At 65.9% G+C, this 22,608-nt stretch carries 24 protein-coding genes and 1 riboswitch; of the genes, 8 read left to right on the top strand and 16 right to left on the bottom strand.

Translation table 11 applies throughout. The features are described 5' to 3' along the window. Positions 1–47 precede the first annotated feature (47 nt). Together HUK68_RS00190 and HUK68_RS00185 are read right to left on the bottom strand one after the other, a co-directional pair. Positions 48–584 (bottom strand): NUDIX hydrolase, encoded by a 537-nt coding sequence (locus HUK68_RS00190; RefSeq protein WP_175502370.1) that lies wholly within the window; start codon positions 582–584, stop codon positions 48–50. Further along, on the bottom strand, positions 577–1,119 hold the full coding sequence (locus HUK68_RS00185) for a GNAT family N-acetyltransferase (protein ID WP_175502369.1): 543 nt from the start codon (positions 1,117–1,119) through the stop codon (positions 577–579). Before HUK68_RS00185 ends, HUK68_RS00190 begins: the two co-directional genes overlap by 8 nt. Before the next feature lie 110 nt (positions 1,120–1,229). On the opposite strand from HUK68_RS00185, the gene HUK68_RS00180 reads away from it, so the two are divergent. Then, positions 1,230–1,478 carry a DUF2061 domain-containing protein gene (locus HUK68_RS00180; protein ID WP_175502368.1) on the top strand — a complete coding sequence of 83 codons (249 nt, stop codon included), beginning with the start codon at positions 1,230–1,232 and terminating at the stop codon, positions 1,476–1,478. A gap of 124 nt (positions 1,479–1,602) precedes the next feature. On the opposite strand, the gene HUK68_RS00175 is transcribed toward HUK68_RS00180, so the two are convergent. Next, positions 1,603–1,989 carry a hypothetical protein gene (locus tag HUK68_RS00175; RefSeq protein WP_175502367.1) on the bottom strand — a complete coding sequence of 129 codons (387 nt, stop codon included), beginning with the start codon at positions 1,987–1,989 and terminating at the stop codon, positions 1,603–1,605. Positions 1,990–2,106: 117 nt separating this feature from the next. Then, positions 2,107–3,138, bottom strand: coding sequence for a Bug family tripartite tricarboxylate transporter substrate binding protein (locus tag HUK68_RS00170; protein WP_175502366.1), 1,032 nt, complete (start codon positions 3,136–3,138; stop codon positions 2,107–2,109). A gap of 359 nt (positions 3,139–3,497) precedes the next feature. Here HUK68_RS00170 and HUK68_RS00165 point away from each other — a divergent pair, with 359 nt between their 5' ends. The 3 genes from HUK68_RS00165 to HUK68_RS00155 all read left to right on the top strand — a co-directional run bounded on the left by HUK68_RS00165 (position 3,498) and on the right by HUK68_RS00155 (position 6,925). Then, positions 3,498–5,810, top strand: coding sequence for an NADP-dependent malic enzyme (locus tag HUK68_RS00165; protein ID WP_175502365.1), 2,313 nt, complete (start codon positions 3,498–3,500; stop codon positions 5,808–5,810). Positions 5,811–5,948: 138 nt separating this feature from the next. Further along, positions 5,949–6,356, top strand: a complete 408-nt coding sequence (locus tag HUK68_RS00160) for a guanyl-specific ribonuclease (RefSeq protein ID WP_175502364.1) — start codon at positions 5,949–5,951, stop codon at positions 6,354–6,356. Between the two features lie 143 nt (positions 6,357–6,499). Next, on the top strand, positions 6,500–6,925 hold the full coding sequence (locus HUK68_RS00155) for a barstar family protein (RefSeq protein ID WP_175502363.1): 426 nt from the start codon (positions 6,500–6,502) through the stop codon (positions 6,923–6,925). A gap of 64 nt (positions 6,926–6,989) precedes the next feature. Here the strand turns inward: HUK68_RS00155 and rsmA are convergent, their stop codons facing one another. The 3 genes from rsmA to HUK68_RS00140 are packed head-to-tail and all read right to left on the bottom strand — an operon-like array spanning position 6,990 to position 11,596. Next, positions 6,990–7,760 carry a 16S rRNA (adenine(1518)-N(6)/adenine(1519)-N(6))-dimethyltransferase RsmA gene (gene rsmA, locus HUK68_RS00150; protein WP_175502362.1) on the bottom strand — a complete coding sequence of 257 codons (771 nt, stop codon included), beginning with the start codon at positions 7,758–7,760 and terminating at the stop codon, positions 6,990–6,992. Positions 7,761–7,768: 8 nt separating this feature from the next. Continuing rightward, on the bottom strand, positions 7,769–9,193 hold the full coding sequence (locus tag HUK68_RS00145) for a peptidylprolyl isomerase (protein WP_175502361.1): 1,425 nt from the start codon (positions 9,191–9,193) through the stop codon (positions 7,769–7,771). A gap of 15 nt (positions 9,194–9,208) precedes the next feature. Beyond that, positions 9,209–11,596, bottom strand: coding sequence for an LPS-assembly protein LptD (locus tag HUK68_RS00140; protein WP_244146217.1), 2,388 nt, complete (start codon positions 11,594–11,596; stop codon positions 9,209–9,211). A 112-nt stretch (positions 11,597–11,708) separates the two neighbouring features. On the opposite strand from HUK68_RS00140, the gene HUK68_RS00135 reads away from it, so the two are divergent. Next, positions 11,709–12,806 (top strand): aminoglycoside phosphotransferase family protein, encoded by a 1,098-nt coding sequence (locus tag HUK68_RS00135; RefSeq protein ID WP_175502360.1) that lies wholly within the window; start codon positions 11,709–11,711, stop codon positions 12,804–12,806. 86 nt (positions 12,807–12,892) lie between these two features. Then, positions 12,893–13,642, top strand: coding sequence for a 16S rRNA (uracil(1498)-N(3))-methyltransferase (locus HUK68_RS00130; RefSeq protein WP_175502359.1), 750 nt, complete (start codon positions 12,893–12,895; stop codon positions 13,640–13,642). Positions 13,643–13,775: 133 nt separating this feature from the next. Here the strand turns inward: HUK68_RS00130 and HUK68_RS00125 are convergent, their stop codons facing one another. The 4 genes from HUK68_RS00125 to HUK68_RS00110 all read right to left on the bottom strand — a co-directional run bounded on the left by HUK68_RS00125 (position 13,776) and on the right by HUK68_RS00110 (position 17,792). Continuing rightward, positions 13,776–15,251, bottom strand: a complete 1,476-nt coding sequence (locus HUK68_RS00125) for a M20 family metallopeptidase (RefSeq protein WP_175502358.1) — start codon at positions 15,249–15,251, stop codon at positions 13,776–13,778. Positions 15,252–15,390: 139 nt separating this feature from the next. Further along, positions 15,391–15,975, bottom strand: coding sequence for a methionine biosynthesis protein MetW (metW, locus tag HUK68_RS00120; protein ID WP_175502357.1), 585 nt, complete (start codon positions 15,973–15,975; stop codon positions 15,391–15,393). Then, on the bottom strand, positions 15,972–17,099 hold the full coding sequence (metX, locus tag HUK68_RS00115) for a homoserine O-succinyltransferase MetX (RefSeq protein ID WP_175502356.1): 1,128 nt from the start codon (positions 17,097–17,099) through the stop codon (positions 15,972–15,974). The genes metW and metX overlap by 4 nt, the downstream gene beginning before the upstream one ends. Before the next feature lie 114 nt (positions 17,100–17,213). After that, positions 17,214–17,792 carry a TMEM165/GDT1 family protein gene (locus tag HUK68_RS00110; RefSeq protein ID WP_175502355.1) on the bottom strand — a complete coding sequence of 193 codons (579 nt, stop codon included), beginning with the start codon at positions 17,790–17,792 and terminating at the stop codon, positions 17,214–17,216. A 17-nt stretch (positions 17,793–17,809) separates the two neighbouring features. Beyond that, a riboswitch (yybP-ykoY riboswitch) is annotated at positions 17,810–17,990 on the bottom strand. A 243-nt stretch (positions 17,991–18,233) separates the two neighbouring features. On the opposite strand from HUK68_RS00110, the gene rbp (HUK68_RS00105) reads away from it, so the two are divergent. Next, entirely contained in the window at positions 18,234–18,608 is a 375-nt protein-coding gene (gene rbp / locus HUK68_RS00105) for an RNA-binding regulator (RefSeq protein ID WP_175502354.1), read from the top strand. A gap of 16 nt (positions 18,609–18,624) precedes the next feature. On the opposite strand, the gene HUK68_RS00100 is transcribed toward rbp (HUK68_RS00105), so the two are convergent. After that, the gene (locus HUK68_RS00100) at positions 18,625–18,795 is read right to left on the bottom strand and encodes a hypothetical protein (protein ID WP_175502353.1); all 171 of its coding nucleotides are present in this window, start codon (positions 18,793–18,795) and stop codon (positions 18,625–18,627) included. 65 nt (positions 18,796–18,860) lie between these two features. Here HUK68_RS00100 and rbp (HUK68_RS00095) point away from each other — a divergent pair, with 65 nt between their 5' ends. Beyond that, positions 18,861–19,451, top strand: a complete 591-nt coding sequence (gene rbp, locus HUK68_RS00095; protein WP_175502352.1) for an RNA-binding regulator — start codon at positions 18,861–18,863, stop codon at positions 19,449–19,451. A 127-nt stretch (positions 19,452–19,578) separates the two neighbouring features. Here the strand turns inward: rbp (HUK68_RS00095) and HUK68_RS00090 are convergent, their stop codons facing one another. Genes HUK68_RS00090 through HUK68_RS00075 form a run of 4 tightly spaced genes read right to left on the bottom strand, consistent with a single transcriptional unit; the run spans position 19,579 to position 22,557 of the window. Further along, positions 19,579–20,367 carry an SDR family oxidoreductase gene (locus HUK68_RS00090; protein WP_175502351.1) on the bottom strand — a complete coding sequence of 263 codons (789 nt, stop codon included), beginning with the start codon at positions 20,365–20,367 and terminating at the stop codon, positions 19,579–19,581. Positions 20,368–20,369: 2 nt separating this feature from the next. After that, the gene (gene lptC, locus HUK68_RS00085; RefSeq protein ID WP_175502350.1) at positions 20,370–20,999 is read right to left on the bottom strand and encodes an LPS export ABC transporter periplasmic protein LptC; all 630 of its coding nucleotides are present in this window, start codon (positions 20,997–20,999) and stop codon (positions 20,370–20,372) included. Further along, positions 20,999–21,556 (bottom strand): KdsC family phosphatase, encoded by a 558-nt coding sequence (locus tag HUK68_RS00080; protein WP_175502349.1) that lies wholly within the window; start codon positions 21,554–21,556, stop codon positions 20,999–21,001. Before HUK68_RS00080 ends, lptC begins: the two co-directional genes overlap by 1 nt. Beyond that, positions 21,556–22,557 carry a KpsF/GutQ family sugar-phosphate isomerase gene (locus HUK68_RS00075; RefSeq protein ID WP_175502348.1) on the bottom strand — a complete coding sequence of 334 codons (1,002 nt, stop codon included), beginning with the start codon at positions 22,555–22,557 and terminating at the stop codon, positions 21,556–21,558. The genes HUK68_RS00080 and HUK68_RS00075 overlap by 1 nt, the downstream gene beginning before the upstream one ends. Positions 22,558–22,608 lie beyond the last annotated feature (51 nt).

Raw genomic sequence — 22,608 nt, 5'->3', positions numbered from 1 at the left:
AGCGGTGCGGTGGGGACAAATTGCAACTGCCGGGCGGCCCGAACGCTTCAGGAATGGACGCCGCTGCGCTGGCCTGCACGCGCAGCCAGGCGCGGCGACGGCGCCGGCACCTCGTAGACGCTGTCATCGACATGCAGCATGGAGAGATCGAAGCGCTGGCCTGCAAGATAGTCGCGAACCGACTGCAGCACCACCGGGCTGCGGTGGCGCGTGGCGCTCGATTCGAGCTCGGCCAGCGTCATCCACACGGTGCGCAGGATGCCGTCGTCCAGCGTGCGCTGCGCATGGTGCGTGCCCAGTTCGCCGGTGAACGCAAAGCGCACATAGGTGATGTCGGCCCCGGAGCGGGTGCGCGTGAAACGGTTCATGTAGATCCCGACCAGCGCCGTGGGCGTGAAGCCGAAGGCGGTCTCCTCGAGCACCTCGCGCACGCAGGCATCGATGGGCGATTCGGCAGGATCGAGATGGCCCGCGGGCACATTGAGCTTCAGACCATCGGCAGTCTCTTCTTCAACCAATAGGAATCGTCCATCTCTTTCGATGATGGCGGACACGGTGACATTGGGTTTCCAGCGATCAGGCATATCCCGCATTATCGCCAGAGTCCGTGCGCTGCATGAAGAGCGCATCCTCCCCATAGCTTGTCAGCCGCAACCTCTGCTCGGGGTCCGGCAGCGCTTGCGGCCGGTAGCCGTGGCGGCGCCAGTAGTCCTGCGTGCCCTGGACCGAGACCAGGCAGGAAACGTGGATGCCGCGCGCGCGCGCCTGCGCCCACAGCGGCGCGAGCAGACGCCTTGCGAGGCCCTGCCCCGCATGCGCGGGATGCACGGCCATGTCATGCAGATACAGCACCCCGGGCGCCGTGCAGGGCTCGAAATCGCCATGCAAAGGCGTGACCTTGCCTGCCTCGGACCAATAGGCCGCCAGATAGCCCAGCAGTGCGCCATCGCGCTCCAGCGCCAGCGAGCAATGCAGTGGATGCGCAAGGCGGCGCGCAAACACGCTTTCACTCTCGGCATACGCGGCGCCATAACAGGCGCGCTGGATCTCCATCAGGCCCTGCAGGTCGCTGTGCTGCAGGGGGCGTACGCAAGGTATCAGGTCTTTGGCGGCGGTCATGGCCGCAGTGTGCCGAACATCGGCTATCAGCGTATTTCAATCAATCAATTGGCACTATTAAACGCGAATGAATACCATTTGAACCAGCCCCCAAGCCAGGAAAGATCCAGATGACCCGCCTCAAGAACCTGCTCAAAGCCAACCAGCCGACGTTGATGAAGACCGGCAGCTATTACCTGATCCACATCACCGTCGCGGCCTGCGTGGCCTATGCGGTCACGCGCAATTTCTGGGCCTCGCTGACCTTGAGCCTGCTTGAGCCCACCGTGCAGGCCGTGGCCTATTTCTTCCACGAGAAGGCCTGGGCCCGGGCGGCCGCGCGACGCGCGCCGCAGCCGGCGCTGGCAGCGGTGCAATGATGCGCAGCCCGCACCCTCGGAGCCAGACCTTTGCTGCCTGGGCCGTGCAGCGGCTCGCAGCCTGGGCGCAGGTCCGCTAGAGAATGGGGCCTGGGCGGAGCGCGCAAGGCGAACTCCGCAACGCTTACTTGCCGCCGTCGAGTTCCTGCTTGGCGCCGTCGCCACGTGCATCGGTGATGCCCTGGGCATAGCCGGCAGCCGGGCTGGAGCCTCCGTCCGCCTGGCCATCGTTCGATGCGCCGCCAGGCGCGATCACCGGCTTGGGCGGCAGCGGCACGGCCGCCGGCAGCGTCTGCGTCTCGGCGACCTTCACGGGGTAATGCGGCGTGTGCTGCGGGTTGGAATCGGCGAGCAGCGGCGCGCGCGGCGCGGGCTGGTCAGGTGCCGGCCGCTCAGCCATCGGCATGCCGGCGGCGCCGGCTTTGGGCGCCGGCGTCGATTGCGAATCGCAGCCGGCGAGGGCCGCGGCGGCCAGGCAGGCCGCCGCGAGGGAAACGGAAAAAGTACGCATGTCAGTCACCTCCATGGACAAGGCCGGCGGCGGCTTGCGCCGCCGGGCCCGGCCTCCATCATGGCGCCAACCGGCCGCAAAACGTGCAGGAAGAAACCGCAGCCTGCGTCAAATCGCTCAGTCCAGTGTGATGTGGGCGCTCTTGATGACCTCGCGCCACTTCGCCACTTCGACCTTGTGGAACTCGGCCGATGCCGCAGGCGTCAGCGCCGAAGGCAGCACGCCCATGGCATCGAGCTTGGCCTTGACCACCGGGTCCGGCAGCGCCTTGGCAATCTCGGCATACAGGCGGTCGACGATGGGCTTGGGCGTGCCCGCGGGCACGGCGGCCATGAACCAGGCATCGGCCTGGAAGCCCTTGAGGCCCTGCTCGTCCATGGTCGGCACGTCGGGCAGCGACGCCAGGCGCTCGTTGTGCGCCACGGCCAGCGCGCGCAGCTTGCCGGCCTTGAGCTGGCTATCGACGGTCACGGCCGTCAGGAAGCCGAAATCGGTTTCACCCGCGACCAGCGACACCACCGACGGCGCGCTGCCCTTGTAGGGGATGTGGCTGATCTTGACCTTGGCCTGCATGGCATACAGCTCGGCGCCCAGGTGGTTCGGGCCGCCCGTGCCCGACGAGGGGTAGTTGAGCTTGCCCGGCTGGGCGCGTGCGGCCGCCGTCAGATCCGCCACCGACTTGAACGGGCTTTGCGCGCCCACGGCCAGCACCAGCGGGCTGCGTGCCACCAGGCTCACGACCGCGAAGTCCTTGAGCGGATCGTAGGGCAGCTTGGTGTACAGGCCGGGGGCCATGGCCATGCAGCCGACGTCGCCCAGCACGATGGTGTAGCCGTCGGCAGGCGACTTGGCCACCTGGTCGCAGCCCAGCGTGCCATTGGCGCCCGGCTTGTTCTCGACCACCACCGTGGCATTCATGTTCTCGCCCATCTTCTGCGCCAGCAGGCGTCCCAGGATGTCCGTCGAGCCGCCCGGCGAGAACGGCACCACCAGGCGGATCGGCTTGCTCGGATAGCCCGCGGGGCCAGCAGCCTGTGCCCAGGGCGCGAGCAACGCAGCGGCCGCCACGGCACTGCCCAGGGCCAGGCGCAGGCCTGCACGGCGGGTGGCTCCGGAAGCGGAAGAAAGACGGGAAGTGGGCAGCGACATGAATTCCTCTTAATGCGGGTTAGCGTTATTGCCGGCGCGTAGCATAACCCTGTTTAGGCCTGGTGAAACCGCGTCCTGACCCCGTCCTCGCCCGCTGTTTTTGCCCCAGCTTGGTGCATCCCCACGCAAGCCCATCCGGTCATGGGTGTTTGACCCTGCGCCCACAGCATCCGGGTTCTGAACTGGAAGACGCTGAGCCTACAATGGCGCGCATACAACTGGCTCCCGCCACCGGGCCGCTCGGGCAAATGCGCTGCATGCGACGCCTGCACGGGGCGTGGGCCAACCCCATAAATCGCCCCCCGCTGCCTGCCACGCTCGTGCTGCGGATGGATTCACCCTCGAGCTGGAGACGCTTGATGTCCGACAATACGGCCCCCCCTACCCCCCTCGACAAGCGTGCGCTGCTGCGCCGTGCGGCCCTCGAATACCACGAGTTCCCAAAGCCCGGCAAGGTGGCCATTGCGGCCACCAAGCCCATGGCCAATCAGCACGATCTGGCGCTGGCCTATTCCCCGGGCGTGGCAGCGCCCTGCGAAGAAATCGTCAAGGACCCGAATGCCGCTTTCAAGTACACCAGCCGCGGCAACCTGGTGGGGGTGATCTCCAACGGCACGGCCGTGCTGGGCCTGGGCGATATCGGTGCGCTGGCGTCCAAGCCGGTCATGGAAGGCAAGGGTGTTCTTTTCAAGAAGTTCGCCGGCGTTGACGTCTTCGACATTGAAATCGACGAAAAAGACCCGCAAAAGCTCGTTGATGTCATTGCCGCGCTCGAGCCCACCTTTGGCGCCATCAACCTCGAAGACATCAAGGCGCCCGAGTGCTTCTTTGTCGAACGCGAACTGCGCAAGCGCCTGAAGATCCCGGTTTTCCACGACGACCAGCATGGCACCGCCATCACCGTGGCTGCGGCCATGATCAATGCGCTCAAGGTGGCCGGCAAGAACATTGGCGAAGTCAAGCTGGTGGCATCGGGTGCGGGCGCCGCAGCACTGGCCTGCCTGAACCTGTTGCTCGAAGTCGGCCTGCGGCGCGAGAACGTGTTCGTCACCGACCTGGCAGGCGTCGTCTATGTCGGACGTACCGAGCTGATGGATGAAGACAAGGCGCTTTTCGCGCGCGATACCGACATGCGCAAGCTGTCGGAAGTGATTGCCGATGCCGATGTGTTCATCGGCCTGTCGGCGGGCGGCGTGCTCAAGCCGGAAATGGTGGCACGCATGGCCCCGCGTCCGATCATCTTTGCACTGGCCAACCCCAATCCGGAAATCACGCCGGAAGATGCAAAAAGCGTGCGTGATGACGTCATCATGGCAACAGGACGCACGGATTACCCGAATCAGGTCAACAACGTCCTGTGCTTCCCCTATATCTTCCGCGGTGCGCTCGATTGCGGCGCGACCACAATCACGCTGGAGATGGAAATTGCTGCGGTGCATGCGATTGCCGATCTGGCGCAGGCCGAGCAAAGCGAAGAAGTGGCTGCCGCCTACGTGGGCGAGCCACTGGTGTTCGGTGCCGAATACCTGATCCCCAAGCCCTTCGACCCGCGCCTGATGATGAAGATTGCGCCGGCTGTGGCGCAGGCTGCGGCCGATTCGGGCGTGGCCCAGCGTCCGATCCAGGACATGGACGCCTACCGCGAGCAGCTGCAGACCTTCGTCTACGCTTCGGGCACGACCATGAAGCCGATCTTCACCGCTGCCAAGCAGGCCGCACGCAAGCGCGTGGCCTATGCGGAAGGCGAAGAAGAGCGCGTGCTGCGCGCCGCGCAGATCGTGGTCGACGAACGCGTCGCTCGCCCGACGCTCATTGGCCGCCCGGCCATCATTGCCCAGCGCATCGAAAAATTCGGCCTGCGCCTCGAGCAGGGCCGCGACTATGACGTGGTCAACGTCGAGGACGACCACCGCTACCGCGACTTCTGGCAGTCCTACCACCGCATGACCGAGCGCAAGGGCATCACGGCGCCGATCGCCAAGATCGAGATGCGCCGCCGCCTGACGCTGATCGGCGCCATGCTGCTGCACAAGGGCGAAGTCGACGGCCTGATCTGCGGCACCTGGGGCCAGACCACGCACCACCTGAACTACATTGACCAGGTGCTGGGCAAGCGCGCCGGCGTGGAAACCTATGCCTGCATGAACGGCCTGCTGCTGCCCGACCGCCAGGTGTTCCTGGTCGACACCCATGTGAATTACGATCCCACGCCCGAGCAGCTGTGCGAGATCACCATCATGGCGGCCGAGGAAATGATGCGTTTCGGCATCAAGCCCAAGTGCGCGCTGCTGAGCCACTCGAACTTCGGCTCGAGCGTGCAGCCCAGCGCAGTCAAGATGCGCGCCACGCTGGAGCTGCTGCGCGTGCAGGCGCCCTGGCTCGAGGTCGACGGCGAGATGCATGGCGACGTGGCCCTCAACGGCAAGGCGCGCTCGGCGCTCATGCCCAACAGCACACTGGTCGGCGATGCCAACCTGCTGGTGCTGCCCAATATCGATGCCGCCAACATCTCCTACAACCTGCTCAAGACCGCAGCCGGCGGCGGCATCGCCATCGGCCCGGTGCTGCTGGGCGCGGCCCAGCCGGTGCATGTGCTCACGCCCAGCGCCACGGTGCGCCGCATCGTCAACATGACCGCGCTCACCGTCGCCGACGCCAACGCCGCGCGCTGATCTCCCAGGGGCTTCAGGCTCCCTGCCATGTAGGCGCCTGCCCAAAATTTGGGCAGGCGCTTGCTTTTTGGGGGGTGATGCGGCACACTAGCAGGTCGAAATTTCAGGCATGACCTGGGTTTCTGAAAGGTGTTTTAGATGCTGAAGGCTGTCGCCGCCCGTTGTTTGCAGACAGGTTTTGCGATCGTTCTAGGGACAGCCTGTGCCGTTGCGCCAATGCTGGCTTCAGCGCGCGGGGCCGATGCGCTCCCCGATCTGTCGACCATTGCGCTATCCGACTTGCCTCCCCAGGGACGCGTGACGCATGAATTGATCCGCGCAGGCGGACCTTTCCCCTTCGCCAAGGACGGCACCGTCTTTGGCAATCGCGAGCGCATCCTGCCCGGACGCAAACGGGGCTATTACCGGGAATACACCGTCAAGACACCCCGTTCCCAGGATCGCGGCGCCCAGCGCATCGTTTGCGGCGGTTCCGAACCGCGCCTGCCCGATGCCTGTTATTACACCCGCGACCATTACGCGAGCTTTTATTACATCACCGAATGAAGACGCAACCGACTTCGGCCAATGCAGGCCGCGAAGGATGCCTTGAGGGGCCCTTTGCCTCGTCTTATGTTTCGCAACCGGGCGACAGCTTTCTCGCGTCCGCCCCGATTGTGGACAGTCCCGCCAAAGAAAGAACCACGGAGATGGAAACACCACTTCGTAAGAATGCCGATATTCCCCTGCGCAATGTGCGACAGAACATCGTGCAGTCGATCCGTGCCTACCGTGTGCAGGATCTGCAGGAGGCCGCGCGGGTGCTGGGCAACCACTTCCTGTATGCCAATCTGGCGCATGCGCAGACCAAGCAGGATATTCTTGACCTGATTGCCACCCAGTTCATGTTTCCGGCCCACTTCGGCAAGAACTTCGACGCGCTCTACGACTGCCTGACCGATCCGCTGCACAAGGCCGGGCCGCAGCCGGGCTTCATCCTTGTGCTCGACCAGATCCCGACCACGACCAAGTTCGACAAGGAAGTGCGCGAGCAATTGCTCGACAGCTTCCGCGATGCAGCCGACTACTGGGCCGAGCGCAAGATCTCCTTCCGCTGCTTCTACTCGTTTCTCTGAGTCCGCCGCCCCATGAACAAAGCCCCTCGCGGGGCTTTTGTGCGTTCGAGACCAGGGCATGGCCTCAAGCGGCTGCGCCCACCTCTGCAGCCAGAGCCACATACTCGTCCACCGAGACTTCCTCGGCCCGGCGCTTGACATCGAAATCACCGGCATAGGCCTTGGTCTCCAGCCAGCGGCCCAGCGTATGGCGCAGCAGCTTGCGACGCTGGCTGAAAGCCACCTGCACCAGTTCCTCGAGCAGCCGCTTGTCCACGGGCGCGGGCGTGGCGCGCGGCACCATGCGCACCACGGCGCTGTTGACCTTGGGCGGCGGGTCGAAGCTCTCGGGCGGCACGAACAGCACCTCCTGCATCGCATAGCGCCATTGCAGCAGCACCGACAGCCGGCCGTAGGCGGCAGTTGAGGGCGCGCCGACCATGCGGTCGATGACTTCCTTTTGCAGCATGAAATGCTGGTCCTGGATCAGGTCGACATATTCCAGCAGGTGGAACAGGATGGGGGTGGAGATGTTGTAGGGCAGATTGCCCACCACGCGCAGCTGCCGGGTTTGCAAGCCTTGCGCCACGGCGGCAAAGTCGACCTTGAGCACGTCGGATTCAATGACATCGAGTTGCTGGTGCAGGCGCAGGCGCGAAGCCAGATCGCGGTCCAGCTCGATCACGGTGAGCCGGCCGACGCGTTCCACCAGCGGCTGGGTCATGGCCATCAGGCCAGGACCGATCTCGACCATGGGATCGCCCGCTTTGGGATCGATCGCGTCGACAATGGCATCGATGATGCCGCCATCGGTCAGGAAGTTCTGGCCGAAGCGTTTACGGGGAATGTGTTTCAAACCAAACCTTATTGCGGGGGCTCGCGGTACTCGACATAGGCGCGTCCGCGCACTTCCTGGACCCAGGTGCTGTAGGCCTTGTCCAGCTTCTGCTCGCGCACCACGTTGCGCAGCATGTCGCGCTGCTCGCGCGGTGTCAGCGTCGCCTGGCGGCGTTCGACCAGCTGGATCAGGTGCACGCCAAACCGCGAGACCACGGGCTGGCTGATCTGCCCAGGTTCAAGCTGGTTCAAGGCCTCCTCGAACTCGGGCACGAACTGGCCGGGACCGGTCCAGCCCAGGTCGCCGCCTTCCTTGGCGCTGCCATCCTGCGAGTACTCGCGCGCCAGGTCCTCGAATCGGGCCTGGCCGGCCTGCACGCGGCGGCGGTAGTCAGCCAGGCGCTCGGCGGCCTGACCCTCGTTGAGCTGTTCCGAGGGGCGCAGCAGGATATGGCGTGCATGGTTCTGCGTGACCACGGCTGCCACGCCCTGCTGCGAACGGTCCTGCACCTTCAGCAGGTGAAAGCCCGCGCCCGAGCGCAGCGGCCCGACCAATCCGCCCTTGGGGGTGGCAGCAACGGCACGTGTGAACAGTTCGGGGTAACGGTCGGCGGGGCGCAGGCCCAGTGTGCCGCCTTCGCTGGCTTCGGGCGCCTCGGAATACGCACGCGCCACGGCCGCGAAATCCTCGCCCGCACGCAGCTTCTCGAGTGCTTCGCGCGCGCGCGCCTCGCGCTGCGCCACCACGGCCGGCGCCGCATTCTCGGGCACCGCAATGAACACATGGCCCAGGTTTAGCGCGGTATTGGACAGGTCGCTGCCGGTGCGCTGCTCCTTGATGTACTGGTCAATGTCCAGCTCGGTCACCTTGACGCGGCCATCGACTTCACGCTCGCGCAGGCGCTGCAGCAGCAGCTGGTTGCGCAGCTCCTCGCGGAAGCGCGTCTTGCTGATGCCGTCGGCTTCGAGCCGCGACATCATCTGCTCGAGCGAGAGGCTGTTCTGGCGCGCGACGTTCTGCGCCGCCTGGTCGAGCGCGTAGTCGTCGACCTTGAGGCCCAGTTCGCGCGCGCTCTGCAGCTGCGCCTTTTCCAGGATCAGGCGCTCGAGCACTTCGCGCGCCAGCACGCTCTCGGCAGGCAGCTGCCCGCCCTGGCCCTGGATCGACTGGGCCACGCGTGCCATGCGTTCGCGCACTTCGGTGTTCGTCACCGGTTCGGAATTGACCACCGCCACGATGTAATCCGCCGAGCGCGCGCCCGTGTTGCCGGGCACGGCGCGGGCGCTGCCATCGAGCGCCCGGGACAGGGAGGCGCCCGCGCCACCGGACAGGGATGCGCCCGAGCCGCCGGAGGGGCGCAGGCCCTGGGCCTGGGCGCCGACGGCGGCAAGCGTGGCCAGGCACACGAGGCCCGTGGCAAAGGTGCGAGGGTTCAGGGAAAAAAGACGCATGAGCTGATGCTTTGTTTAATCGTAATTGCTGAAGCGGCTGGGCACCGTGGTGGTCTGGCGCAGGGGCTGATAGCGGGGGATATTGTCCTTCAAGCTCTGCAGCGGGTTCGCGCCCAGGCTCAAGCGGGAGAAGCCGACAAACTCGACCTGGAACAGCAGCCGGGTATTCGAGGTGGTGACACTGCTTTGCAGGCGCTCGAGCACGACACGCCCGACCCAGCAGCAGCTGTCGTATTCAAAGCCTACCACGGTGTCCACCAGCTTGCGGTCCTGCAGACTGTAGTTCAAACGGCCCACAGAGTACCAGCGCCCGCCCTCGCGGCCTTTGTCCTCGGACGCCCAAGGGTTTCGGATCGGCCATTGCCAGCCCACGTCGACCTGCTCGCTGGTGCCGCGCTGCAGCCGGTAGGCCGCACTGATGGTGCGGTAGTTGCCCGGGGAGTAGCGCGCGGCCACGGTGGTGCGCTCGGAATGCGCGGTCTCGCGGTTGTACTGCACGGCGGCATCGAGCGCCCACTGGGGCGTCCAGTTGATCGATGCACCGAACAGGATGTCCGACAGGCGGTCCGTGGCAGGCACCTCGCCGGGCAGCGTCACGCGCTGGTCGGAAAAACGCACCCGCTGGGCAACGCCGAAACGCGCCGACTCGGCGCCGGTGTCGGCGTCGATCAGGCGTGTGGTCAGCCCCAGCGTCAGCAGGTTGTTGTCGGCGAAGCGGTCATGCCCGCTGTAACTGTTCTCGCTGTAGATCGTTGCCAGGTTGAAGTCGTTGAGCCCGGTGTCATACACCGGCAGCATGCTCTGGTCGCGATAGGGCGTATAGGTGTAGAAGGCACGCGGCTCGAGCGTCTGCAGCAGGTTGCGGCCGAAGAGTTGCGTCTCGCGCTCGAAGACCAGGCCGCTGTCCAGGCTCAGCGTGGGCAGCGTGCGTGCCGCCGAAGTCATGCCGTTGCTCAGCGCACCGTCGAAATCGTACTGGCTCGCATGCAGCTTGAGCTTGGGCGTGAAGAACGCGCCCGGCGACAGGAAGGGGCGGCTGATTTCCGCCGACAGATAGCTGCGCTGGGCATTGGGCTGGCCGGTCAGCGTCGGATCGGCCTCGAAGCGTGTGGTATCGGCTTCGACCGTCATGTCCAGGCCATGGCCCAGGTTCAGCGGCGTGTAGCGCCACTGCAGTTGCGGCATGCGGTCATAGGGCGGCGTGATCGGCGATGCCACATCCTGCAGCGTCTGCCATTTGAGCGTGCGCAGCATCAGCGTGCTGTCCTGGCCGCTCCAGCCCAGCGTGGCATCGCTGGGCAGCAGGCGCGAGTTGAGCAGGCGGTTGGTTTCGCCGCGGCGCGTGAAATCGCGCCAGTAGTTGTCGTCGCTGACGCGGTTGAGATTCAGGTTCAGCCCCAGCGCTCCGAAAGGCGAGGCAATGGTGCCCTGGTGCAGCACGCCATAGGCCCAGCGGTCGCGGTCGCGCAGCCGGTCGCCGGGCATGTAATCGAGCCGCAGCTTGCCCTGGTAGGTGGGCTCCAGGTAGCGGAACTCCCCGCCCACGTTCACCCCGCGCTTGGTCATCAGCGTGCTCGACAGCGTCGCGTCGCGGTTGGGTGCAATGTTCCAGTAATACGGCTGCGTGTATTCGAAGCCGCTGACGTTGTCCAAGCCGATGGTCAGCGGCAGCAGGCCCGACTTGCGCTGGTCCGACAAAGGAAAGCTCACCACGGGAATCGGCAACACCGTCACGCCCTTGAATTGCAGCTTGGCCCCGCGCGCGTAGCCGACCTGCGTGCCCTGGTCGAGATGGATGGAGCGGGCCTTGAGCACCCAGTCCGGCTCCCAGCTGGCTTCGTTGTCGCGCTGGCAGGTCGTGTAGGTGGCGTTGTGGATGATGGAGCGCTCACGGTCCAGGAATTCCACTTCGCTGGCATCGCCATGGGCCTGCGTGGCCAGGAACCGGTAGTTCGCATCCGTGAAGTTGCCGCGGAAGGCCTCGACCTCGAGATCGAGCCGGTTGCCATCGAAGACATTGCCGGCGCGGTTGATGTGCACCTGGCCTTCGGCCTGGACGCGGTCGTCGGCCACGGTGTATTCCATGCGGTTGGCGCGGACGATGGTGTCGCTGCGGCGCAGCTCGGCATTGCCTTCGATCACGGCGCGCACATCGGCCTGGCCCGAGATCGAATCGCCAAACACGTAGGCCGGCTGCAGGTTGCGCGCGGCCTCGGGAATTTTCTCCTGCAGCATGGGGCTGGGGCGCAGCACCGGTGCAGGCAGCGGCTCCTGCTCGGCGGACTGCGCATTGGCCAGCGCCGGCAGGCTGGCCCAGGCCAGGGCCATCCACCACACGAGAGGACGAACGGCCGGCTGGCCGGGCGGCAGCCGTCGCCGGGGCTGCGGGCGGGATGCGGGCATGGCGATGGAAGACGGGCAAAAAGGCACGTTGAACGAAAAGATGGAAAGACCAGGGGCCGAGGCCGATGCATGCACGCGGGCAGACAGGCGAGTTTGTAGAATCCGATTATCCATGAGCCACCCCATCTCCCCCATTGCCAGCGTTGATTGGCCCGATGCCGATCGCCAGGCCGCCTTTGCCGCCTGGATTGCGCCCCTTGTCAATTTGCACCAGCTCCAGCCCGAGACGCTGCGCCCGGCGTCGGCCGACGCCAGCTTCCGGCGCTACCTGCGCCTGGACCGCGCGGGCGGCGGCAGCCTGATCGTCATGGATGCGCCGCCCGACAAGGAGGACTGCAAGCCCTTCGTCAAGGTGCAGGCGCTGCTTGCGGCGGCGGGGCTGACGGTACCCGACATTCTCGCCTGGGACGAAACGCAGGGTTTCATGCTGCTCAGCGATCTGGGCAGCCAGACGCTGATCGAACGCCTGGACCCGGCTTCCCCCGGCGCGGCCGAGCCCTGGTACCGCCAGGCCAGCGACCTGCTGCTGACCTGGCAGCTGGCCTCGCGTCCTGGCGTGCTGCCGCTCTATGACGAAGCCCTGCTGCGCCGCGAACTGGCGCTGTTTCCCGACTGGTACCTGGCAAGGCACAAGGGCGTGACGCTGCAAGGCAAGCAACTCGAGACGCTGTCCAAGGCGTTCGACACCATCGTCGCGCACAACCTCGCCGTGCCCAGCGTCTATGTGCACCGCGACTTCATGACGCGCAACCTGATGGTGCCGCGCAGCGAAGGCGGACCACTGGGCGTGCTGGACTTCCAGGACGCGGTCTACGGCCCCGTCACCTATGACATCGCCAGCCTGCTGCGCGATGCGTTCATCAGCTGGGAAGAGGAATTCGTCATCGACATCTGCGTGCGCTATTGGGAAAAGGCGCGCAAGGCCGGCCTGGTGGGCGCCACCAGCGCCAGCGGCTGGGGCGACGACTTCGGCGAGTTCTACCGCGCCGTCGAGTGGATGGGCCTGCAGCGCCATTTCAAGGTGGCCGGCATCTTCGCGCGCCTCACGCTGCGCGACGGCAAGCCCAAGTACCTGGCCGATGCGCCACGCTTCATCCAGTACATCCGCGCCACGGCCCACCGCTACCGCCAGCTCGGACCGCTGCTGAAGGTGATCGACGAGATCGAGAACATCCAGGTGGTCGAGGGCTACGCCTACGGCCGGATGTAAGCCGGGCAGCGTTTGCTTGCTGCTGTTGCCATTCCACACATTAAAAGGCGGGCGGTGTTCCGTGCGCCTGCTTATTTTTCCTGACCATGCCCCGATTCCACTGCCCTCTTCCACTGCATACCGGGGCCACGCTTGAGCTGCCCGCCGGCGCGGCGCGCCATGTGCAGGTGCTGCGACTGCAGCCCGGCGACAGCATCACGCTGTTCGAAGGCCAGGCCGGCGGCGGTTTCACGGGCGGCGAATTCGACGCCACGGTGCTGCGCATGGGCCGCAGCGAGGTGCTGGTGGAGATTGGCGCGCACCGCGCCGTGGAGCGCGAAACCGCGCGCGAAGTGCATCTGCTGGCCGGCATCACGGCCAACGAACGCATGGACTGGCTGGTCGAAAAAGCCACCGAGCTCGGCGCTGCGAGCATCACCCCGCTGCTGGCCGAGCGCAGCGTGCTCAAGCTCAAGGGCGAGCGCGGCGACAAGAAACGCGCCCACTGGCAGGCGGTGGCCGTGGCCGCCAGCGAGCAGTGCGGGCGCAACCGTGTGCCGGTGATCCACCCCGCCATCGACCTCGCCGGCTGGATCGGGAACGCTCCCGGCGCAAGTGCGCCGGCACGGCTGCTGCTGTCCCTGGGCGAAGGCACGCAGCCGCTGCGCGCCGCAGCCGATCAGCATGCGCCAGGGCAGCAGCCGGTGGTCTTTCTCTCGGGCCCCGAAGGCGGCCTCAGCCCCCAGGAAGAGGCGCTGGCGCGCGCCCACGGTTTTGCGCCCGTGACGCTCGGCACGCGCGTGCTGCGTGCCGAAACCGCGCCGCTGGCGGCGCTCGCGACGTTGACCTTGGACTGAGGAACGGCCTCGACGACAGGGGGCCTGAAAATCCCGTTCGCCCTGAGCCTGTCGAAGGATGAACGGGCGCGCGCTGGGCGAGGAGCCACCCTTCGGTGGCGGCCTCGCAGGGCCGCGAGCAGCCTGAGCCTGGTTATCCCGCCACCGGCAGGCTTGCAATCACCTGCGCCACGGCCGCCGTGAGCTTCTTCGCATACGGCACATGCAGGAACTCGTTGGGCCCGTGCGCGTTGCTCTTGGGGCCGAGCACGCCGCAGACCATCATCTGTGCCTTGGGAAAGCCCTGGCTCAGCAGGTTCATCAGCGGAATCGTGCCGCCCTGGCCGATATAGCCGCAGGACGCGCCGAATTGCGCCTGGCTCGCGTTTTGCAGCGCCTGCTCGAACCAGTTGTCCATGGCCGGGGCGTTCCAGCCGCTTGAGGAACTCAGCCCTTCCCAGGTGACCCTGGCCTGGTAGGGCGCGTTGTCTTCGAGCAGGGCCTTCATTTCCTGCACGCAGCTGGCGGCATCGACCAGGGGCGGCAGGCGCAGGCTCAGCTTGAATGCGGTGTAGGGGCGCAGCACGTTGCCGGCGTTTTGCAGCGATGGGAAACCTTCGGCGCCGGTCACGCTCAGCGTCGGCTCCCAGGTGCGCTTGAGCAGCGACTCGACGGGATCGGACGTAGTCGGCAGCGCAAAGGTGGTGGCGCCGCCGCAGTCGTAATGCGCCCAGGGAAAGCGCTTGGTGACCTCGTCGCCCAGAATGGCTGCCGTGGCACGCGCCTGGGCCAGCCGCTCGGCCGGCACCTCGCAATGGAAGCTCGCGGGCAGCAGCCGGCCGGTGGCGCTGTCTTCAAGCCGGTCCAGCACCTGGCGCATGATGCGAAACGACGACGGCACCACGCCCGAAGCATCGCCCGAATGCACGCCTTCGGTCAGGATCTCGACCTTGAGCGTGCCGCTGGCCATGCCGCGCAGGCTGGTGGTGAGCCACAGCTGGTCGTAATTGCCGGCGCCGCTGTCGAGGCAGATCACCAGCGCGACCTCGCCCAGCCGCGGGCGCAGCGCGTCGACATAGGGCAGCAGGTCGCGCGAGCCGCTTTCCTCGCAGGTTTCGATCAAGCCGCAAATGCGCGGGTGAGGCACGTTCTGGCGCTTGAGTTCCTGCACCGCGGCAATGCTGGCGTAGACCGCATAGCCGTCATCGGCGCCGCCACGGCCGTAGAGCTTGCCGTTCTCGTATTTGGGGGTCCACGGGCCCAGGTCGCTGCGCCAGCCCTCGAATTCGGGCTGCTTGTCGAGGTGGCCGTACATCAGCACCGTGCCCTGGCTCTGCGCCTGCGACTGGGTTGCGGCCACCTCGAAGTACAACACTGGCGTGCGGCCCGGCAGGCGCACGATCTCGAGCGTGAGGCCCGCGACCTTCTGTGCCTCGACCCAGGAGGCGGCATTGCGCAGCACGGTGTCGAGATAGCCCTGCTGCTCCCAGTCGGGCGCGAACATCGGCGACTTCGCGGGAATGGCGATGTATTCGGTCAGCTGGCCAACGATATCGCGGTCCCACTGGTCGCTGACGCGCTCCAGTGCAAGGGCCGGATCGAGGGCGGTGGCGGGGATGCGTGCATTCATGGCTAGAGCTCCTTCGGCGGTGCCACGGCCGGCCGTGGCGATCCGCCCATTGTCCCGCAGTGCCGGCCAGACTGCCAGCCCCGGTGCCCGGCGAGGGGCGCCCGGCGAGGGGCGCCCGGCTAGGAGCGCCCGGCCAGGGTCAATCGTGTTCCAGACAGAAGACGGCCGTGCCGGCGCGCAGGTTGGGCAGCGTGCGTACTTCCTGGCCGTCCTGCAGCCCGAACGCATCGCGCACGCTGAGCCGGTTCTTGTGCGCCAGCACCTCGAAATCCTTGAAGGTGCCGACGCGGATATTGGGCGTGTCGTACCACTGGTAGGGTAGCCGGCGCGTGACCGGCATGCGCCCGCGCAGCACCGACAGGCGGTTGGGCCAGTGCGCGAAATTGGGGAAGGCAACGATGCCCAGGCGGCCGATGCGCGCGGTCTCGCGCAGCATGACTTCGGCATTGCGCAGATGCTGCAGGGTGTCGATCTGCAGCACCACGTCGAAGCTGTTGTCGCCGAACATCGCCAGGCCGTCCTCGAGATTGAGCTGCAGCACGTCGACCCCGCGGCGCACGCAGGCCAGCACATTGGCGTCATCGAGCTCCACGCCGTAGCCGCTGCAGCCGCGTTCGTGCTGCAGGTACGACAGCAGCGCGCCGTCGCCGCAGCCCAGGTCGAGCACGCGCGCGCCCTGGGGCACCAGGCGCGCAATGGCCTGCATGGTGGTTTTCTCGGTCATGCGATGTCCTTTGCAATGCTGTCGAAATAGGAGCGCATGACGCCCAGGTAGCGCGGATCGTCGAGCAGGAAGGCATCGTGGCCGTGGGGCGCGTCGATCTCGGCGTAGCTCACGCGGCGGCGGTTCTCCAGCAGCGACTTGACGATCTCGCGGCTGCGCGCGGGCGCGAAGCGCCAGTCGGTGGTGAAGCTGACCAGCAGGTACTTGGCCTGGCTGGCCGCCAGCGCCTGCGTCAGGTTGCCCGCATGCGCGCGCGCCGGGTCGAAATAGTCGAGCGCGCGCGTGATCAGCAGATAGGTGTTGGCATCGAAGTAATCGCTGAACTTGTCGCCCTGGTAGCGCAGATAGCTCTCGATCTCGAACTCGATGTCCTGGGTGCTGTACTTCAGGTCCAGGCCGCCGCGCAGCTGGCGGCCAAACTTCTGGTTCATCACGTCATCGCTGAGATAGGTGATGTGGCCGATCATGCGCGCGATGCGCAGGCCGCGGCGCGGCACGACGCCATGGTCGTAGAAGTTGCCGCCATGGAAGTCCGGGTCGGTGACGATGGCGCGGCGCGCGACTTCGTTGAAGGCGATGTTCTCGGCGTTGAGGTTGGGCGCGCTGGCCACCACCACCGCATGCGCGACGCGCTCGGGATAGCGCAGCGACCAGCACAGCGCCTGCATGCCGCCCAGGCTGCCGCCGAGCACGGCCGCGAGCCGCGCGATGCCCAGCCGGTCGAGCAGGCGCGCCTGCGCATCGACCCAGTCCTCCACCGTGACCACGGGGAAATCCGCGCCATAGACGCGGCCCGTGTCCGGGTTCTGGTGCATCGGACCGGTCGAGCCGAAGCACGAACCCAGGTTGTTGATGCCGATCACGAAGAAGCGGTTGGTGTCGACCGCCTTGCCCGGGCCGATCATGTTGTCCCACCAGCCCTCGCTTTTCGGCTGGTCGGCATAGACGCCGGCGACATGGTGCGAGGCGTTGAGGGCATGGCACACCAGCACGGCATTCGAGCCGTCGGCGTTGAGCTCGCCATAGGTTTCGTAGGCGAGGTCGTAGTGGTGGATCGAGGCGCCGCCCTGCAGCGGCAGCGGCTCCTCGAAATGCATGGACAAAGGGGTGGCGATGAAGGACATGAAAAAACCCGGCATCGCTAAAAACGAGGCCGGGTCGAGATGTCGTCGGACGGGTCTTTAGCTGGATTTATAAAGCGCCCGCAAGCATTGGCAAATCGGCGCGTGAAGCCGCCATTATGCCAAAACGTCGACGCCCGGCGCCCACAGCGCCAGCACGCCCAGCACCAGGAAGATGCCGGCCGACACCAGATGCACGATGCGCAGCGGCACCAGCCGCGTGATGCGCTCGCCGAGCCAGACCACGGGCGCATTGGCCAGCATCATGCCCAGCGTCGTGCCGGCCACGACCCAGAAATAGGCGTTGTACTTGGCCGCCAGCACGACAGTGGCGATCTGCGTCTTGTCGCCCATCTCGGCTAGGAAGAAGGCAATCAGCGTGGTGCCGAAAACGCCCCAGCGCGAGGCTGTGGCGGTCTCGCCTTCGTCAAGCTTGTCGGGAATCAGCATCCAGACTGCCATGGCAATGAAGCACGCGCCGAGCACCCAGCGCAGCACCTGCGGGCCGATGAACGTTGTGACCCAGGCGCCGACGGCGCCGGCCAGCGCATGGTTGGCGAGGGTGGCGGCAAGAATGCCCAGCACGATTGGCCAGGGCTTGCGGAAACGCGCGGCAAGGACCAGCGCCAGCAACTGCGTCTTGTCGCCCATTTCGGCAATGGCGACGATGGCGGTGGAAAGGAGAAAGGCTTCCATGGGGTACTTGTAATAACAGGCCGGACACAGATGCGAAAGCATTGGCTGCGCCCCGACTCCGGCCATGTGGATCGGCACCCAGCCAATGGTCTCGCCCAGCGCGAACCGCATGCACCATAGGTTGTGAGAACCCAAGTTTGTTGATGCATGCCTCCGGTGCGTTGCGCACCGGACGGGCTACTCCCCAAAGACAAGCCGCGATTCTAGGGGCTTTGTAAGACAAACGCCCGCTCGCGGGTAAATACCAGTCTCAAAAGTGTTGTAGCAGTAGCGAAATTTGATTCCTTAGGAATTTGTGTGGGTATATATGGCCCATAATGTCCAAGCCTTTCCGCAAAGCAATGAGTAGTAGGCAGGTGCGTTTCGGTCTCTAAAGTTGTCACTGGTAGTTGACTCCATAGGGCTCCATCGCGTTTTCAAGTGTTTTTTCAGGAGTCCTCCATGGGCAACAAACTTTACGTCGGCAACCTGCCGTACTCTTTCCGCGACGGCGACCTCGAGCAAGCTTTCAGCGAATTCGGCAACGTCAACAGCGCCAAGGTCATGATGGAACGTGACACCGGCCGTTCGAAGGGCTTCGGCTTCGTCGAAATGGGCAGCGATGCTGAAGCACAAGCTGCAATCCAAGGCCTGCACGGCCAAAACCAAGGCGGCCGTGACCTCGTGGTCAACGAAGCCCGTCCGATGGAACCCCGCCCTCCCCGTAGCGGTGGCGGCTTCGGCGGCGGCGGCGGTTACGGCGGTAGCAACGGTGGCGGCTTCGGCGGCGGCCGTGGCAACGGCGGCGGCTTCGGCGGCGGCCGCGGCGGCTACTAAGCATTGACTAGGGTTTTCAATAACCCATTGTCGGAAAAAGGGCCATTGGCCCTTTTTTTTCGTCTTTTTCATGCAAATGCGCCTTTGGCCGGCTTTTTTTTTGCAATTCTTTTCCCTCATAATTTGATATCGGTGTACCCGATATGAGTGCAGGTGATTTGCAATGCGTGCGCAGGTTTTCTTCCATGGACCGCTGGCAACAATGTGAGCACCACAGCAATTGTGTTACTTGAGGAGTTTGAGGAGTCTCTAATGGGCAACAAGCTGTATGTTGGCAATCTCCCCTATGGAGTGCGCGACAACGACCTGGAGCAGGCATTCAGCCCGTATGGTTCGGTAACGAGTGCCAAGGTGATGATGGAGCGCGACACGGGCCGTTCCAAAGGGTTCGGGTTCGTCGAGATGGGCAGCGATGCTGAAGCGCAGGCAGCGATCCAGGGCATGAACGGACAATCGTTGGGCGGCCGCAGCGTCGTCGTCAATGAAGCGCGTCCCATGGAGCCTCGTCCTCCCCGCAGTGGTGGTTTCGGCGGCGGTGGTGGCTATGGCGGCGGTGGTGGTGGTTACGGTGGCGGCCGCGAAGGCGGTGGCGGCTACGGCGGCGGTCGTGAAGGCGGCGGTGGCTACGGTGGCGGCCGTGAAGGCGGTGGCGGCTATGGCGGCGGCCGCGACGGCGGTGGTGGCTATGGCGGTGGCCGCGAAGGCGGCGGCGGTTATGGCGGCGGCCGTAGTGACGGTGGCGGCTATTCGGGTGGACGCAATGATGGCGGTTTCCGCAGTCCTTATGGCTCTGGCCCGCGTGGCGGTGGCCGCGGCGGTTACGGCAATAACAACGGCGAATAATCCGCGACGCAAAAACAAAAGGCTTCTAACGAAGCCTTTTTTTCGTTTTGAATATGTAAAGCGAAGCGAAACGCGGTTTTCATGCACCAAGATCGCGCAGCGCTTTGTTTATCTGCACCGCATTGGGTTAACCCCCGGTCTTGTGCCGGTGCTTGGTTTGCCGACCTTGCAACAGGCGGTCGAATAACCGGTTTGGCAGCATCCGCAGCAATTTGGCAACCATTCCCATCTGCCAGGGAATCACCGCATAACTGGTTTGCCGCAGGATGACGCGGCAGGCGCGCCGCGCAAACTCGTCGGCCGTGAGCAGAAACGGCATGGAATAGCGGTTATTGCGCGTGAGCGGTGTGGCGACATAACCCGGCAGCAAGGTGACCACCTTCACGCCGCTGGCCCGCATCTCGCCGCGCAGGCTTTCGCAATAGCTGACCACGCCGGCCTTGCTCGCGCAGTAGGCGCCATGCCCTGGCAGTCCGCGGATCGCCGCCACACTGGCCACCCCGACCAGCGTTCCCGAACCCCGGGCCTGCATGGCACGGATGAACGGGTGGAAGGTGGCCGCCATGCCCAGGTTGTTGGTGGCAAACAGCTGGGCCATGACCTCGAGGTCTTCGCGTTCGCCCGTGTCCACCCCCCAGCTTACCCCGGCATTCGCAATCACGATCTGCGGCAGGCCCTGGCGCGCGATGCACTGCCTGGCGGCCGCGACGATGCTCTCGGCCTGCGCGACATCGGCGCCATAGACCGCATGGCGCGCCGGCTCCAGCCCCTCGGCGGCGGCCCAGTCATGCATTGCCTGGGTATTGCGCGCCACCAGCGCCAGGTCATGGCCCTGGGCGTAGAAGCGCGCTGCCAGCGCCTGGCCAATGCCACTCGAGGCCCCGGTGATGAATACCAGTGGACGCGCGGCGGGCATGTTCAGCGTCCGGCCGCGCTCGCGGGCGCGGGCTGCAGCACGCCGCGGACCCGGCCGTCGAGCTGCAGCACCTGGTCCAGATGGTCGTAATGGAGGCGGTCGGCGGTGAAGCGGTCGGTGCCGCGCCACAGCACCACCGGCTTGTCCGAGAGCACGCGCTCCTCGTTGGTCCAGGCATGCAGGAACTCGCCCTCGAAACGCAGCTCGGGCGAGCGTGTGCCGTCAGGCATTTGCTGGGCCGCGCGCGTGACGCGGGCGTTGCCGAACAGCTGGACTTCGGAGCCGTCGCCATTGCTCAGCCCGCGCAGCGCGGTGGCACGGGTCTGGCGGCCGTCGGGCGACTTGGCGTGGATCTCGACGGCATCGATTTCCAGCGTGTCGGTGTCGGGATAGTGGCGCGCCATGTCGCCTTGCAACTGGCGCGTCATGTTGCCCGCGGCATCGAAGTTCTGGACCGAGAAGTCCTTCATGAAATAGTCGGGCTCATGCACGGGCGCGCGCGCCGGCGCCGCCGGCAGCGTGGAGGGCGCATTGCGCACCAGCCACCAGCTGGCCAGCGCCATCAGCCCCATCAGCGCGACCGGCAGATAGATCGTGAAGCTTTCCCAGCCTCGGCGCCAGCGGGTACGCATCAGGCATATTCCTCAAGCAAGGCGGCGTAGCGGCCCGAGGCCACCAGCAGCAGATCGCAGAACTCGCGCGCCGCGCCCTGCCCGCCCGCGCGCTGGCTCACGTAGTCGGCGGCCGCGAGGGCTTCGGCATGCGCGTTGGACGGCGCGCCGGCAAACGCCGCGCGGCGCATCACCGGCAGGTCGGGCCAGTCGTCGCCCATGGCCGCGGCCTGGCTCCAGTCCAGCCCGAGTGCCTGCAGGAACTCTTCGGCCGCGGGCCGTTTGTCCTCGGTGCCGAAGCGCGCATGCACCACGCCCAGGTTCTTGAGCCGCAGCCGCAGCGGCGCCGAATCGCGGCCGGTGATGACCACCGGCGTGATGCCGGCTTTTTGCAGCAGCTTCAGGCCATGGCCGTCGAGGGTATTGAAGCGCTTGATGACTTCGCCTTCCTGCGTGAAATACAGGCCGCCGTCGGTGAGCACGCCATCGACGTCGAAAAACGCCACTTTCACGTCCTGGGCCTTGAGCAGCAGCTGTGGCGCGAAATCCAGCGCCGGCGACAGAGTGCGAGCGTCCATCAGATCACCTTGGCGCGCATCAGGTCGCGGATATGCACCACGCCCACCAGCCGATCGGCACCCTCGACCACGAGCACCGAGGTGATGCCGTGCTGCTCCATGAGACGCGCGGCATCGACGGCCAGCGCATCGGCCTGGATGGTGTAGGGCTTGGCATGCATGACCTCGCCCGCGGTGGTGCTCAGCAGGTCGGCGCCCTGCTCGATGCGCCGGCGCAGGTCACCATCGGTGAACACGCCCAGCAGCTTGCCGTCGGCATCGACGATTGCCGATGCGCCCAGGCCCTTGGCGCTCATCTCGCGCATCAGCAGCAGGAAGGGCGCCTCGGCCGGCACGCGCGGCACGTCGCTGCCCGAGCGCATGACATCGGCCACATGGGTCAGCAGCTTGCGGCCCAGCGCGCCACCGGGGTGGGAGCGCGCGAAATCCTCGGCCTTGAAGCCGCGCGCATCGAGCAGTGCCACCGCCAGCGCATCGCCCAGTGCCAGCTGCGCGGTGGTGCTGGCCGTGGGCGCCAGGTTCAGCGGGCAGGCCTCGCGCTCGACGTAGGTGTCGAGCACCCAGTCGGCATGGCGCGCCAGCGTGGAGCGCGCATTGCCGGTCATGCCGACCACGGGCACGCCCTGGCGCCGCAGCGCGGGCAGCAGCGCCGCGATCTCGTCGCTCTCGCCACTGTTGGACAGCGCCAGCACCAGGTCCTTTTCCGTGACCATGCCCAGGTCGCCGTGGCTGGCCTCGCCCGGGTGCACGAAGAACGCCGGCGTGCCGGTCGAAGCCAGCGTCGCGGCGATCTTGCGCCCCACATGGCCGCTCTTGCCCATGCCCATGACCACTACCCGCCCCTGGATGTCGAGGATGCGTTCGACGACCTGCGCGAACACGGGTGACAGGCGGTCGGACAGCGCCAGAAGCGCCTGGGCCTCGATGCCAAGGGTATCGCGCGCCAGTTGCAAGGCCTGGAAGCCGTCGAAAGGACGCGAGGAAGCTGCTGCAGATTTCATCCCCGGATTTTAGGGCCTGCGGTCGCGGGCGCCGTACCCGAACGCTTGCGT

Origin of the sequence: Comamonas antarctica, assembly GCF_013363755.1 — a bacterium.
In the GTDB taxonomy this organism is placed as follows: Bacteria; Pseudomonadota; Gammaproteobacteria; order Burkholderiales; family Burkholderiaceae_C; genus Comamonas; species Comamonas antarctica.
The sequence above is the reverse complement of the archived record's forward strand: the minus strand, read 5'-3'. Positions and strand labels throughout refer to the sequence as shown.

Excerpts from the sequence above, each read along its gene's own strand:
- HUK68_RS00190 (WP_175502370.1), bottom strand. The coding sequence starts at position 584 with ATGCCTGATCGCTGGAAACCCAATGTCACCGTGTCCGCCATCATCGAA.
- HUK68_RS00185 (WP_175502369.1), bottom strand. The coding sequence starts at position 1,119 with ATGACCGCCGCCAAAGACCTGATACCTTGCGTACGCCCCCTGCAGCAC.
- HUK68_RS00180 (WP_175502368.1), top strand. The coding sequence starts at position 1,230 with ATGACCCGCCTCAAGAACCTGCTCAAAGCCAACCAGCCGACGTTGATG.
- HUK68_RS00175 (WP_175502367.1), bottom strand. The coding sequence starts at position 1,989 with ATGCGTACTTTTTCCGTTTCCCTCGCGGCGGCCTGCCTGGCCGCCGCG.
- HUK68_RS00170 (WP_175502366.1), bottom strand. The coding sequence starts at position 3,138 with ATGTCGCTGCCCACTTCCCGTCTTTCTTCCGCTTCCGGAGCCACCCGC.
- HUK68_RS00165 (WP_175502365.1), top strand. The coding sequence starts at position 3,498 with ATGTCCGACAATACGGCCCCCCCTACCCCCCTCGACAAGCGTGCGCTG.
- HUK68_RS00160 (WP_175502364.1), top strand. The coding sequence starts at position 5,949 with ATGCTGAAGGCTGTCGCCGCCCGTTGTTTGCAGACAGGTTTTGCGATC.
- HUK68_RS00155 (WP_175502363.1), top strand. The coding sequence starts at position 6,500 with ATGGAAACACCACTTCGTAAGAATGCCGATATTCCCCTGCGCAATGTG.
- HUK68_RS00145 (WP_175502361.1), bottom strand. The coding sequence starts at position 9,193 with ATGCGTCTTTTTTCCCTGAACCCTCGCACCTTTGCCACGGGCCTCGTG.
- HUK68_RS00140 (WP_244146217.1), bottom strand. The coding sequence starts at position 11,596 with ATGCCCGCATCCCGCCCGCAGCCCCGGCGACGGCTGCCGCCCGGCCAG.
- HUK68_RS00135 (WP_175502360.1), top strand. The coding sequence starts at position 11,709 with ATGAGCCACCCCATCTCCCCCATTGCCAGCGTTGATTGGCCCGATGCC.
- HUK68_RS00130 (WP_175502359.1), top strand. The coding sequence starts at position 12,893 with ATGCCCCGATTCCACTGCCCTCTTCCACTGCATACCGGGGCCACGCTT.
- HUK68_RS00125 (WP_175502358.1), bottom strand. The coding sequence starts at position 15,251 with ATGAATGCACGCATCCCCGCCACCGCCCTCGATCCGGCCCTTGCACTG.
- metW (WP_175502357.1), bottom strand. The coding sequence starts at position 15,975 with ATGACCGAGAAAACCACCATGCAGGCCATTGCGCGCCTGGTGCCCCAG.
- metX (WP_175502356.1), bottom strand. The coding sequence starts at position 17,099 with ATGTCCTTCATCGCCACCCCTTTGTCCATGCATTTCGAGGAGCCGCTG.
- HUK68_RS00110 (WP_175502355.1), bottom strand. The coding sequence starts at position 17,792 with ATGGAAGCCTTTCTCCTTTCCACCGCCATCGTCGCCATTGCCGAAATG.
- rbp (WP_175502354.1), top strand. The coding sequence starts at position 18,234 with ATGGGCAACAAACTTTACGTCGGCAACCTGCCGTACTCTTTCCGCGAC.
- HUK68_RS00100 (WP_175502353.1), bottom strand. The coding sequence starts at position 18,795 with ATGGAAGAAAACCTGCGCACGCATTGCAAATCACCTGCACTCATATCG.
- rbp (WP_175502352.1), top strand. The coding sequence starts at position 18,861 with ATGGGCAACAAGCTGTATGTTGGCAATCTCCCCTATGGAGTGCGCGAC.
- HUK68_RS00090 (WP_175502351.1), bottom strand. The coding sequence starts at position 20,367 with ATGCCCGCCGCGCGTCCACTGGTATTCATCACCGGGGCCTCGAGTGGC.
- lptC (WP_175502350.1), bottom strand. The coding sequence starts at position 20,999 with ATGCGTACCCGCTGGCGCCGAGGCTGGGAAAGCTTCACGATCTATCTG.
- HUK68_RS00080 (WP_175502349.1), bottom strand. The coding sequence starts at position 21,556 with ATGGACGCTCGCACTCTGTCGCCGGCGCTGGATTTCGCGCCACAGCTG.
- HUK68_RS00075 (WP_175502348.1), bottom strand. The coding sequence starts at position 22,557 with ATGAAATCTGCAGCAGCTTCCTCGCGTCCTTTCGACGGCTTCCAGGCC.